Below are 12,319 nucleotides of genomic sequence, written 5' to 3' on the forward strand. Positions count from 1 at the left end.
CGGTTGCACGATGGCTCGGTGATTTCCGTCGATTGAAGATGCGCGCATTTGCAGTACGCGATCCGCAGCGATTCCCGGTTTCGTGAGAAGGCCCGGCGCGGTGCCGGTCGAATCGGCGGCCGTGGAATCGTGGAGTAGTATTCCTAATGTCCAGGTTATGGCTCGGCCTCCACGGCGCATAGCCAACCCGTCCGCGACGAGGGCGGCAGGCTCGTCAAAGGATTTGGAAGCTGCTTCAACGATACGTATGGTGGCGTCGGCCGTGACGACGGCATTGAGGGGAGTGCGTCATGTCAACCGAGTGGAAGCAGCGCGTCAGACTGTTCATCCAGCGCTTCTGGCAGCCGACCAGTGCGTGCATGACCTGCATGCCGGGGAGCTGGGGCAACATCATGAGCCTCGCCCACTGGTCGATTGCATTTCATACCGGTCTGTTTACCGGACTCCTGGCTGTACTGCTGACTTTCACGCCCGCGGCGAAACTCTACGCGCATCGATACGGCAATGCGGTGATCGTCGGCGTCCTGACGACGTTGGGCGACGCCTACTCGCACACGAGTCACTACCGTATCCCCTATGTCGAGCACATCGTGACGGGTGCGATTTCAGGTCTCTTGACGCTGGCAGCCTCATATCTGTTCGAAGACCGCGCGCGACGCCTTCGGGCGGTATGGGCCCGGGTGTTCGGATAGCTCGTCCGCTGACTTTTCGAACCCGCCGGGCCGAGCGGCAAGAGGCTCCACGGTGCGGCGGCGCTTCGCCGGCGCGCAGCCGCACCCCGCCCGCCGCCAGAGCGGCGACGGTCCTCCCCGACAGGTCGCGTCAGCGCGAAGCCGCGCCGTCGCGCCGTAGCGCCGTAGCGCCGTAGCGCCGTAGCGCGGCGACGATCCTCGACAGCCGACGAGGTTCAGGCTGCTGCCGCGATTTGAACCGAGTCTTGCCGCTCGCCACCCAGGATATCGACGAGATCGGTCAACATCCGCGCCAATTCACCCGTCATCAGCGTGACATCCGAGTCGAAGCGTTCGTCGTCGTTCTGCGCGGTGGGATCCGACGCCTCCTTGATCACGTCGAGCGGCGTGACACGCTTGATCGTCAGCGACGGCGTCAGCACGAAGGAGATCCGGTCATTCCAGGTCATCGCGAGGCGCATGCATTGTTTGCCGGCCTCGATGTGCCGGCGCATGTCGTTCGCCTCCAGCGCGTGGCCGACGTATCGCACCGTGGCGCCACCTTCGCCGCTCGAGCGCAGCTCGGCGTCCTGATCCACGGTGAATCCGCCCGGCGCCTCGCCGGACAGCAGCCAGTCCGTCATCGCGGCGACCGGCGACAGCGCCACCTGGACGCCGGCGAGCGGCAATTGATCGATCGATTTGACGAGCAGGCCGCGAACGTCGTCGGCAAGTGCCTGTGCGGCCGCATCGATGACGAGCCAGCCGTTCACCGTATCGATCCACACGCGGGTATCGCGGCGAATGGTGAACGCGCGCGGCAGCAGTTCGTCGGTCACCTGCTCCTTGAGTTCGCGCAGCTGTTTTCGCCCGACCTTGAAACCCTGCTGCTCCTCGACCTCGAGCGCCCGGGCCTTGGTCACCTGATTGACGACCGACGCCGGGAGCAGCTTCTTTTCGGCGCGAAACGTCAGCAGCATCTGCCGGTTGATCGAATACACGAGCGCGCCGTCGTCACGCGGCGACGCCCATCCCGAGCGCTGCATCTCGACGCTGGTGCCCGGCTGAAACGCGTGGGGCGCGAGCCATGCTTCCATCTGATCGGGGGTAACGGCCCACGGTGCCGGAAGACGATGAAGCTGAAGATTCTTGAACCACATAGGCGTGCGGGCAAAGCGCGTCATTCTATATGACGGTGACGTCTACCGGCCAGAAGCGCCGGTCGGGACGCAACATCGGCAGGCCGCTTCGATAGCTCGAGCGGCCTTTCGTCGGCATCGCTTCAAGCGGATTGCGCCGCCGAGAATGCGTGTGCCGCGGCCATCGTATCCGGTGCTTCGCGCCACACCGTCATTGCATGAATGCAATGACGAAACGCCGGCCGATCAACCGCGCCGACGCATCATTTCGGCCATCGCCAGGTCGGCTCGGAAAGGTGCTCGGCAAGATAATCCGACAGCACCGCGACTTTCGCGGGCCGCGCGCGCGCCGAGGGCGTGACGAAGTAAATGCCGCCCTTCGTCAGCGACCAGTCGGTCAGGATCGCTTCGAGACGGCCGTCAGCCAGGTAATCGCCGGCGATGAACTCGGGCAGTTCGGCAATCGCCAGTCCGGCGAGCAGCGTGGGCAACAGCGCATCGGCGTTCGTCACGCGCAGCGGGCCCGCCGGCATCACCGGCTCTTCTTCGCCTGCGTCGTTCGTGAAGCGCCATACGGCGCTACGCGCGCGGTACGCGTACGAGAGACAAGGACGATCCGCGAGTTCGCGCGGATGGGCGGGCCGTCCTTCACGCGTCAGATATTCCGGCGACGCCACCACGAATTGCGTCACCGCGCACAGCCGCCGCGCGACCAGCGACGAATCCGGAAGCGCGGCGATCCGCAGCGCGGCGTCGAACCCGTCGGCGACCAGATCGACCGACGCATCCGACAGATGCAGGTCGATCGACACTTCCGGATACGCGCGAAAGAAGCCCGGCAGCAGCGGCGCGACCCAGCGCAGCCCGTACGACATCGGCACGGCCAGACGCACCAGCCCGCGTGGCCGCACCGACATTTCACGTGCCGAGCTTTCCGCCTCCTCGGCCTGGCGATAGATCTCGCCGGCTTTCTCGCTGATCGTGCGGCCGAACTCGGTGAGCGAGAGCTGACGCGACGTGCGATTGAACAGCCGCGCGCCCAGCCGGTCCTCCAGGCGGGCCACGCCGCGCGAGACGGTCGCGACCGACACGCCGGTCGCGCGCGCCGCGGCGGCAAACGAACCGTGTTCGGCCACCTTCGCGAACATCGCGAGCCCCTCGAAATCGGGTAGTTGAGCCATCTTCCCTCATCTTTGCATTTCTGCAACGTTTGTTTGCAATCAATTCTATTTCGAAATGATCAGGCCGTCGATATTCTCCTCACATCGCAGTACGCGATGCAACGCAACCCACACCGATCCAACGAAAGGAGCAATACCATGGCACGCAAACTCGACAACAAGATTGCACTCGTCACCGGCGCAACCAGCGGCATCGGTCTCGCCACCGCCCAGCGCTTCGCGGCCGAAGGTGCGCACGTCTATCTCACGGGCCGCCGACAGGCCGAACTCGATGCCGCCGTGAAGGGCATTCGCGAAGCCGGCGGCAAGGCGACCGGCGTACGTTCGGATTCCACCAAGCTCGATGAGCTCGACGCGCTGTATGCGCAGATCAACGAAGAACAGGGCCGCCTCGACGTGCTGTTCGTGAACGCCGGCGGCGGTTCGATGCTGCCGCTTGGCAGCATCACCGAAGCACACTACGACGACACTTTCGAGCGCAACGTGAAGGGCGTGCTGTTCACGGTACAAAAAGCGCTGCCGCTGCTTGCCGAGCGTGCCTCGGTGATTCTCACCGGCTCGACGGCGGGCAGCGCGGGCACCGCGGCGTTCAGCGTGTATTCGGCTTCGAAGGCAGCGGTGCGGGCCTTTGCACGCAGCTGGATTCTCGATCTCAAGGAACGCGGCATCCGCGTGAACACGATCAGCCCGGGCGCGACCCGCACGCCTGGCCTGCTCGATCTCGCCGGCGACGATGCCGCGCAGCGCCAGGGCCTCGCCGATTATCTGGCTGCCCAGATCCCGATGGGGCGCCTCGGCGAGCCTGGCGAGATCGCGAGCGCGGCGCTGTTCCTGGCCTCGGACGACGCGAGCTTCGTGAACGGCATCGAATTGTTTGTCGATGGCGGCCAGCAGCAGATCTGAGTGCAGCCACGGCGCGCGGGTGCGGAAGACGCCGTCTGCGACGATCGCGATCCGCGCCCGGCGTACTCGAACCGGGCTCCGTCATGATTGAACATCGGCCTTTTCTTGTGCTTGGCGCAATCCGGTGCGGCCGTGTCGACATTCGCCAGCATTTCCGCATCGGCGAATCCCGGCGCGCCGACGATGCGCCGCTCGGTCCGCTCTACATGTTGAGCGACGTCGAATTCGCGCCGCACTCGGGCCTCGGCCCGCATGCCCACCGCGACGTCGAGATCGTCACGTGGGTGCGGTCGGGCGCCATCACGCATGAAGACGACGCGGGCAATCGCGTGCGTCTGGTCGCCGATTCCGTCCACGTGACGAGTGCCGGCACGGCGATCCATCACGCCGAGCGCAACGACGAGAATATGCCCGCGCGGCACTTCCAGATCCGGCTGCGGCCGCGCACACCTGCCGGTACACCGCGCTGTGCGACGCGAGTCTGTTCGCCCGGATGTCGCGAGGGCCGATTCGTGACGCTGGCGAGCGGCGATCCGGAGGATGTCCGCGCCGGCGCGTTGCCCATTCATGCCGATGCACGCGTGCGTATCGCGACACTGCGTGAAGGCACTGCGTTGCGGCACGCGTTGCCGATGCCCGGTTCCGCTTATCTGGTTGTCGATCATGGCCGGCTGGACGTAGGGCCGATCAGGCTGGCACGACGCGATGGCGTTGCCGTTCGCGATGAAACGTGGCTCATGTTGCGGGCGCGGGACGACACGGACGTCGTGATCGTCGAGCGCTTATGCTAGGGCGAGTGCTCGATCAGCGCGCGGCCGCAGCCTGGTTCATTGCCGTGCCGACTTCGAGAAAGCGCGCCGGTGAGCGTCGGGTGGCCGTATTGCGGGAACACCGGACGTCGATGCCGACGTCGCCGGTGGCGGCGACCGCCGACGCTCGCCTGCAAGGCCGCTCTGCTAATATCGTAGAAAGTATGCAATATCCAGCGCCGCGTCGGCGCTTGCCTGACCGCCATCCCCAGTCCGAACCGCAACATGAACGAGAAACGCCCCGCTCTTGTCTACGCCACGCGCGCCGAAGCCGCAGCCAATGAACTGCGCCGCCGCATCCTGACGGGGGAATACGTCGACGGCTACCAGCTTCGCCAGGATGCGCTGGCGACCGAGCTCGGCATCAGCCGGATCCCGCTGCGCGAAGCGCTCGTGCAGCTCGAGAGCGAAGGGCTCGTGAAGATCCTGCCGCACAAGGGCGCGATCGTGTCGGAGCTGTCGCCGGAGGACATCACCGAACTGTTCGAATTGCGCGCGCTGCTGGAGCCCGTGCTGCTGAAAAAGTCGATTCCGAAGCTGACCGCCGAGGATTTCGCGCGGCTCGATGCGATCCTCGACGAATACAGCGCAGTGCTGCACGCGAGCCAGTCCGGCCGCTGGGGCGAACTGAACACCGAACTGCATCATCTGCTGCTGTCGCGCGCCGACCAGCCGAAGACGGCGGCGATCGTCGCGTCGCTGCTGCAGCAGACCGACCGCTACACGCGCGTGCAGCTGTCGCTGTCCGAGGCCGCGCGCGACGTGGCCGAATCCGAGCACGCGGAGCTCGTCGCGCTGTGCCGCAAGGGCGATGCGCGCGCGGCGGCGTCGCTGCTCAAGCGCCACATCGAGCATGCGGGTGGCGAGTTGAATGCGTTTCTGCGGGACCGGCGGCTCGGGCGTTGAGGTCTTTCACGCGCCGCGCGCCGCGCGGATACCCGATTCCGGTCAATCGCGGCGTTGTAGCGCGGTCGCATTCGATCCGTGGCCTGTCCGGGCGCCGCACGGCGCCGAAGGCGGCCTGCACGCATCGCTTCCGTTTGACCGTCTAGCCGCCGCCGATCCCCTGCAGTACCTTACCCGTCCCTCCGCACACCGCGCATGGCTGTCCTTCGACCATCCCGGTGCCGCGACACACGCCGCATAGATCCTCGCCGACGCCCGGCGCATCGGGCGGCCCTTCGTCGCCCGGATTCAACGGCGTGTCCTGACGCTGTCCCGCCGGCGTTCTGGTCGTCTGCATCGCACACCTCCTTGCGTGTTTCCGATGTCGCGGCAAGCGCGCATCGCGCGTGCCTGCCGCGACGGCATGCGCCGTGGTCGACGCGCGGTGCCGCCAGCACGCGTGAGCAGGCACGCCGGCAACGATGACGCGACGCCCCGCATGACCGCGGGGCATCGGCGTCGTCACGTCCTCATTACAACGACGGCGGCCACGTCGAGTCGGCCGTCGCCGGCGGCAGTCAGTCATCCTATGACTGTAGAAATAGAAACGAAAGAGAGCATCCGGCTCCGGAAAACGACACGTCACCGCGCCGGCTCAAACGCAGCCTCATTTCCGGAAAACGTTTCGCCAGCTACGCGCTGAACTGAGAAGGCTTTTCCCTTCGCCTTGCCGAAAACCCGCTACAGATGCGCCTATAGGGTATGCACCAAGTGAGTTAAACGATTAACCGACGTACATTCGCTCCCACACGTCATACAACGTATGACTGCGATTCGGTGAAGGCCGTGCCCCGACTGATACGGAAGCCGCCCGGATCGCCGCCAGACGACGAACAACCATCAAGGAGACTGACGATGACGCACCGATTCACCCGCTCCCGTACCGCCCTGGCCGTCGCGCTGATGGCCGGCTTCGCGGTGTCCGCGCAGGCCCGCGTGTTCCGCTCGGCGGACGTGCACGGCGACAGCTTCCCGACCAACATGGCGGTCAAGTACATGGGCGACGAGCTGTCGAAGCTGACGGGCGGCAAGGACTCGATCAAGGTGTTCGGCAACAGCGCGCTCGGCTCCGAGAAGGACACGGTCGACCAGGTGCGGATCGGCGCGATCGACATGGCGCGCGTGAACGGCGCGTCGTTCAACGAGATCGTGCCGGAGTCGCTGATCCCGTCGTTCCCGTTCCTGTTCCGCGACGTCGACCATTTCCGCAAGGCGATGTACGGCCCGGCCGGCCAGAAGATCCTCGACGCGTTCGCGGCGAAGGGGATGATCGCGCTGACGTTCTACGAGAGCGGCGCGCGCTCGATCTACGCGAAGCGCCCGGTGCGCACGCCGGCCGACATGAAGGGGCTGAAGGTGCGCGTGCAACCATCGGACCTGATGGTCGACGAGATCAAGGCGATGGGCGGCACGCCGACGCCGATGCCGTTCGCCGAGGTCTACACGGGCCTGAAGACGGGCCTCGTCGATGCGGCGGAAAACAACCTGCCGTCGTACGAGGAAACCAAGCACTTCGAGGTGGCGCCCGACTACTCGGAGACGCAGCACGCGATGACGCCGGAAGTGCTGGTGTTCTCGAAGAAGATCTGGGACACGCTGTCGCCGCAGGAACAGGCCGCGATCAGGAAGGCCGCGGCCGATTCGGTGCCGTACTACCAGAAGCTGTGGACCGCGCGCGAGGCATCGGCGCAGCAGACGGTGACGAAGGGCGGCGCGAAGATCCTGCCGGCCGCGCAGGTCGACCGCGCGGCATTCGTGAAGGCAATGCAGCCGCTGTGGGCGAAGTACGAGAAGACGCCGCAGATGAAGCAGATCGTCGACGAGATCGAGGCCACCAAGTGACCCGTCGCGCTTCCCTGAACGGCGCGGCGGCCGTGGGCGCATCGGACGCGGCTGCCGCGGACGGTGCGGCGCCGTGCCGGCCGCATGCGGCGGCGCCGCGCCTGCGCTGCGTGAACGACCTGCTGTTCCGCGCGCTGGCCGTGGTCGCGTCGCTGTGTCTCGCGGCGCTCACGGTGCTGGTGTTCTACGCGGTCGTGATGCGCTACGCGTTCGAGAACGCGCCCGACTTCGTCGAGCCGATCGCGCTGCTGCTGGTGATCGTGATCGCGATGTTCGGCGCGGCGATGAAGGTGCGCGACGGCGGCCACATCGGCCTCGACTCGCTCGTGCGGCGCCTGTCGCCGGGCCCGCGCACCGCGGTGATCGCGATCCAGCACCTGAGCCTGATCGCGTTCGCGATCGCGATCATGGTCGGCTGCGGCAGCATGGCCGCGGAGACGATGGGCGACCGCATTCCGATCATCGGGTTGCCCGAAGGCGTGCGCTACCTGATCACGATTCCCGCGGCGATCGCCATCATCCTCTTCTCGCTCGAGCACCTGCTCGCGCTTCGTCGTTCTTCGTCGGGACAATAACGCCATGGAACTCGCGATCCTGTCCGTCAGTTTTCTGGTTTTCCTCGTGCTCGGCGTACCGGTCTCGTTCGCGCTCGGCATTTCCTGCGTGCTGACCTACCTGGTCGAAGGGCTGCCGATCGCGACCGCGATGCAGGCGATGATCTCGGGGATGAACGCGTTCTCGTTCCTCGCGGTGCCGTTCTTCATCTTCTCCGGCGAGCTGATGCTGCACGGCGGCATCGCGGACCGGATCCTGCGCTTCGCGCAGGCCACCGTCGGCCATTTCCGCGGCGGCCTCGGGATGGCCAACGTCGTCGCGTGCACGCTGTTCGGCGGCGTGTCGGGTTCGCCGACGGCCGATACCTCCGCGATGGGCGGCGTGGTGATTCCGCTGATGAAGCGCGAAGGCTACAGCGCGGCTTACGCGGTCAACGTGACGACCCACGCGTCGCTCGCCGGCGCGCTGATGCCGACGTCGACCAACATGATCATCTACGCGTTCGCCGCGCAGGGGATCACGGGCATGCTGCACGGCCAGCCGGTGAGTGGCGTGTCGATCGGCGACCTGCTGTTCTCCGGCCTCCTGCCGGTGCTGTGGGTGATGGGCTTCGTGCTCGCGGCCGCATACTGGCAGGCCGTGCGCCACGGCTATCCGCGCCGCGAGGACGGTTCGTCGGCGCTGCCGTCGTTCCCGGGCTGGTATGCGGTGCTGCGCAGCTTCGTCGGCGCGGTGCCGGGCCTGATGGTGATCGCGATCATCCTCGTGTGTGTCGCGAAGGGGATCGCGACCGCGACCGAAGCCGCCGCGATCGCCGTCGTGTACTCGCTCGTGCTGACCGCGCTCGTCTACCGGACGCTGACGGCCGGGAAGCTGCGGCGCGCGCTGTCGCATGCGGCGCGCACGACGGGCGTCGTGCTGCTGCTGATCGCCGTGTCCAACATGCTGCGCTTCCAGATGTCGTACCTGGAGATTCCGGATGCGATCGAAGGGCTGCTCAAGCAGTCGACCGCCGCGCCGTGGCTGATGCTGCTGTACATCAACATCATCCAGGTGTTCCTCGGCACGTTCGTCGACATGGCCGCGCACATCCTGATCACGACGCCGCTGTTCCTGCCGATCGCGATGGCATGCGGCGTCGGGCCGGTGCAGTTCGGCATCATGCTGCTGCTGAACTGCTCGCTCGGCCTCGTGCACCCGCCGATCGGCTCGGTGCAGTTCGTCGGCTGCGCGATCGGCAACGTGTCGATCGGCGAGACGACGAAGATGGCGTGGCCGTATTACCTCGCGATCTTCAGTGCGATCAACATCGTCACGTACATGCCGTTCTTCTCCACCTGGCTGCCGAGCCTCATCAGCGGGCACGCGGTGTTCTGAGCGCGCGTTTCGCCCGTCGCGGCGCCGGACGATCCGAGGTCGTCCGGCGCCGCAGTCACGTCAGCGGTTGCTTCACGCGCGGCGTGGCGCGCCATCGCGGCGGCCGCACCGGCGTCGGCCGCGTCGCGCGATCGGCGTCGTGCCGGCCGCACGGCGCAAGTGCGCGATGCGCTGCGTCGCGGCATGCGCGGCAGTCACCCGCAACGGCGGCAACCTGTGCGATGATTCGCCGCTTCGCGTTCGTCGCAGAACGCCGCGGATCGCGGCGCCCGTTGCCGGGCCGCCGCTCACCGCCCACCGCATTGACATCCGGAGACGACATGCCCGCACACATCGTTCATGGCAGCACCCTGCATTACCAGGATCACGGCACCGGATTTCCGGTGCTGTTCGGGCACAGCTATCTGTGGGATGCCGCGATGTGGGCGCCGCAGATCGACGCATTGTCGAGCCGGTATCGCGTGATCGTGCCGGACCTGTGGGGACATGGCGCATCGGGCCCGCTGCCTGCCGGCACGCAGACGCTCGACGATCTCGCCGCGCACGCGAGCGCGTTGCTCGATGCGCTGGAGATCGGGCAGTGCGCGGTCGTGGGGCTGAGCGTCGGCGGGATGTGGGGCGCGCGGCTCGCGTTGCGCGAACCGCAGCGCGTGCGCTCGCTCGTGCTGATGGATGCGTCGCTCGAGGCCGAACCCGACGCGACGCGGCTGCGCTACTTCGGGATGCTCGATGCGATCGCCGCCGCCGGCTGCATCGCGCCGCCGCTGCTCGATGCGATCGTGCCGCTGTTCTTCCGGCCGGACGTGAACCTGGCCGACCCGGTGCCGCGCGCCTTTCGCGCGGCGCTCGCGAACCTGCCGGCCGACCGGCTGCGGGAATCGATCGTCCCGCTCGGCCGGCTGATCTTCGGGCGGCCGGATACGCTCGCCGCACTCGCCGGGCTGGATGCCGAACGCACGCTGCTGATGTGCGGCGCGGGCGACATGGCGCGCCCGCCGTCGGAGACGGTGAAGATGGCGAGCGTGATCGGCTGCCGCCATGCGCTGGTGCCGGACGCCGGCCATATCTCGAACCTGGAGAACCCCGCGTTCGTCACGCGGATGCTGCTCGACTGGTTCGACGAGCAGCAGCTCGCGGCGGGCTGAACGCCGCACGCGATGCCGGCGGCGGGCGCCGCGCGGCATCGCGTGACGACGCACCGACTTGCGTTGCGACGTGGCCGCGGCAATGCGACGTTACCGCGTCATGCGCGTTCGCCGACCGGCGTGAACTGGCGGTCGCGCACGCGGCCCGCGTCGGCACCGCGGCGGATCAGGTCCTGCGCCTCCGCACGGCTCGCGACGCACGGTGACGGGCGGGTGGAGCTTCGCATGTGCATCCGCATGTGCATCCGCCCGCAACGGAAGTCGCGCCGAAACCGGATGCATCGCCGCAGGCCGGCATCGGCGAAAAACGATTCGGAGTGCGAATGCATCGGGGCGGTGGTTCGATGCAGCCGCCACCGCCCGTGCATCAGAACATGTGGCGGATCCCGAGGTTCGCGCCGACGGTCGTGCCGGTGACCGCGTAAAGCGCGTTGGTGATCCCCAGCCCGGTGTTCATCGCACCGTGGTTGTTGACCATCGCGACCTGCGCGTACAGCGCGGTCGCCTTCGACAGGCTGTAGGTCGTGCCGATCGCCGCGAGCAGCGAGTGATTGGCCGTGTCGTTGCGATCGCTGGTGAACCAGACGCCGCCGTTCAGGTCGACGGCCGGCGTCGCCTGATAGTCGAGGCCGCCGCCGTACACGTTGTTGCTGAACGAGCCGCCGACCTTGTAGCTCGTGAACGACGCCTTCGCGGTGACCGGGCCGAAGCGGTAGGCGGCGCCGATCGTGCGCCCGACGAACGCGACGGTGCTCGGCGTCGGCGTCGGGTTGGTGCCGTCGTTGCCGTCGTAGAACGCGGCGTCGATCATGAAGCCGTCGTGCTCGTACTTGAGGCTCGCCGAATACTGGCGGCCGGCCTGGAAGTCGCCGGCCTTGCCGCCGAACGCGAACATCGCGCTGCCGGTGAGGCCGGCGATCGTCGGGCTCGTGTACGACACGGCGTTCGGGTTGAACAGGCCCGTCACCAGCACGTTGTCGACGTAGTTGATCAGCCCGCTGCCGAAGTGCGAGAAGCTGCGCGGATCCGAATCGAAGATCGCGAGCAGGAACGGCGAATACTGCACGCCGGCCTTGACCGTGCCGAACCCGCCGTCGAGCCCGACCCACGCCTGGCGGCCGAAGAAGTTGCCGTTCGAATGCGCGAAAGCGCCGTTGGTGACGGCGAAGCCGCTCTCGAGCTGGAATTTCGCCTTGAGGCCGCCGCCGAGATCCTCGGTGCCGGTCATCCCGAACGTCGTCGGCGTCATGCCGGTGTCGGTCATCGCGAACTGATGGCCGGCGTTCGCGCCGGTGGCCGCGTCGCGTGTCTTGCTGGTGTACAGCAACGCGGCGTCGAGGTTGCCGTACAGCGTCACGCTGCTCTGCGCGAAGCCGCTGCTGCTGGCCAGCGCGCCTGCCAGCGCCGCGCAACCGATCACGATTCTGCTTTTCATTGAGGTGTCTCCAGTGTTGTTGTACGTCGATGCATCGAACAAGGGGATGCGGCGGATGCCCGCGTGGCGGTTTCCGTCGCATGAGCCGCGCACGCAGGGTGGGGCGCGGCGGGACGCACGTGCGCGGCCGGGTGGCGGCCGCGTGCGACGCGTTCAGGGCGGGGATGGGCGCCCGAACGCGCGTGTGTCGACAGTGTCGGGTGCGGCCGGTGCCGGCCGCGTCATTCAGAGCGACCGGTTGAGCTGCTCGAGGATCGCCGGGTTCTCGAGCGTGGACGTGTCCTGCGTGATCGCCTCGCCCTTCGCGAGCGAGCGCA

At 67.1% G+C, this 12,319-nt stretch carries 13 protein-coding genes; 8 read left to right on the forward strand and 5 right to left on the reverse strand.

Annotated features, from left to right (window positions below; genetic code table 11):
• Window positions 1–290: 290 nt before the first annotated feature.
• Window positions 291–692, forward strand: coding sequence for a hypothetical protein (locus DIE16_RS32770; RefSeq protein WP_124489393.1), 402 nt, complete (start codon window positions 291–293; stop codon window positions 690–692).
• Between the two features lie 215 nt (window positions 693–907).
• Here DIE16_RS32770 and DIE16_RS32775 read toward each other — a convergent pair whose 3' ends face one another.
• Together DIE16_RS32775 and DIE16_RS32780 are read right to left on the reverse strand one after the other, a co-directional pair.
• Window positions 908–1,831 carry a recombination-associated protein RdgC gene (locus DIE16_RS32775; RefSeq protein WP_044847162.1) on the reverse strand — a complete coding sequence of 308 codons (924 nt, stop codon included), beginning with the start codon at window positions 1,829–1,831 and terminating at the stop codon, window positions 908–910.
• A 242-nt stretch (window positions 1,832–2,073) separates the two neighbouring features.
• Window positions 2,074–2,991, reverse strand: coding sequence for a LysR family transcriptional regulator (locus DIE16_RS32780; protein WP_124894193.1), 918 nt, complete (start codon window positions 2,989–2,991; stop codon window positions 2,074–2,076).
• Window positions 2,992–3,129: 138 nt separating this feature from the next.
• On the opposite strand from DIE16_RS32780, the gene DIE16_RS32785 reads away from it, so the two are divergent.
• The 3 genes from DIE16_RS32785 (at window position 3,130) to DIE16_RS32795 (ending at window position 5,609) form a co-directional block, all read left to right on the forward strand.
• Entirely contained in the window at window positions 3,130–3,894 is a 765-nt protein-coding gene (locus tag DIE16_RS32785) for an SDR family NAD(P)-dependent oxidoreductase (protein ID WP_124894198.1), read from the forward strand.
• Between the two features lie 83 nt (window positions 3,895–3,977).
• Window positions 3,978–4,685: a pirin family protein gene (locus tag DIE16_RS32790; protein ID WP_124894194.1), complete on the forward strand. Its 708-nt coding sequence runs from the start codon at window positions 3,978–3,980 to the stop codon at window positions 4,683–4,685.
• Window positions 4,686–4,928: 243 nt separating this feature from the next.
• Window positions 4,929–5,609 carry a GntR family transcriptional regulator gene (locus tag DIE16_RS32795; protein ID WP_044847167.1) on the forward strand — a complete coding sequence of 227 codons (681 nt, stop codon included), beginning with the start codon at window positions 4,929–4,931 and terminating at the stop codon, window positions 5,607–5,609.
• A gap of 142 nt (window positions 5,610–5,751) precedes the next feature.
• On the opposite strand, the gene DIE16_RS32800 is transcribed toward DIE16_RS32795, so the two are convergent.
• Entirely contained in the window at window positions 5,752–5,946 is a 195-nt protein-coding gene (locus DIE16_RS32800) for a hypothetical protein (RefSeq protein ID WP_124489389.1), read from the reverse strand.
• Between the two features lie 557 nt (window positions 5,947–6,503).
• On the opposite strand from DIE16_RS32800, the gene DIE16_RS32805 reads away from it, so the two are divergent.
• The 4 genes from DIE16_RS32805 (at window position 6,504) to DIE16_RS32820 (ending at window position 10,567) form a co-directional block, all read left to right on the forward strand.
• On the forward strand, window positions 6,504–7,490 hold the full coding sequence (locus DIE16_RS32805) for a TRAP transporter substrate-binding protein (RefSeq protein WP_124894195.1): 987 nt from the start codon (window positions 6,504–6,506) through the stop codon (window positions 7,488–7,490).
• The gene (locus DIE16_RS32810) at window positions 7,487–8,065 is read left to right on the forward strand and encodes a TRAP transporter small permease (protein ID WP_124894196.1); all 579 of its coding nucleotides are present in this window, start codon (window positions 7,487–7,489) and stop codon (window positions 8,063–8,065) included. Before DIE16_RS32805 ends, DIE16_RS32810 begins: the two co-directional genes overlap by 4 nt.
• A gap of 4 nt (window positions 8,066–8,069) precedes the next feature.
• Window positions 8,070–9,422, forward strand: coding sequence for a TRAP transporter large permease (locus tag DIE16_RS32815; protein WP_124523853.1), 1,353 nt, complete (start codon window positions 8,070–8,072; stop codon window positions 9,420–9,422).
• Between the two features lie 320 nt (window positions 9,423–9,742).
• Window positions 9,743–10,567: an alpha/beta fold hydrolase gene (locus DIE16_RS32820; RefSeq protein ID WP_124489385.1), complete on the forward strand. Its 825-nt coding sequence runs from the start codon at window positions 9,743–9,745 to the stop codon at window positions 10,565–10,567.
• A 98-nt stretch (window positions 10,568–10,665) separates the two neighbouring features.
• On the opposite strand, the gene DIE16_RS37375 is transcribed toward DIE16_RS32820, so the two are convergent.
• Together DIE16_RS37375 and DIE16_RS32825 are read right to left on the reverse strand one after the other, a co-directional pair.
• Window positions 10,666–10,794 carry a hypothetical protein gene (locus DIE16_RS37375; RefSeq protein ID WP_260427357.1) on the reverse strand — a complete coding sequence of 43 codons (129 nt, stop codon included), beginning with the start codon at window positions 10,792–10,794 and terminating at the stop codon, window positions 10,666–10,668.
• A 140-nt stretch (window positions 10,795–10,934) separates the two neighbouring features.
• Window positions 10,935–12,002: a porin gene (locus DIE16_RS32825; RefSeq protein ID WP_124489384.1), complete on the reverse strand. Its 1,068-nt coding sequence runs from the start codon at window positions 12,000–12,002 to the stop codon at window positions 10,935–10,937.
• Between the last annotated feature and the right edge of the window lie 317 nt (window positions 12,003–12,319).

The sequence above is a fragment of the Burkholderia sp. Bp9090 genome (assembly GCF_003857985.1).
GTDB lineage: Bacteria > Pseudomonadota > Gammaproteobacteria > Burkholderiales > Burkholderiaceae > Burkholderia.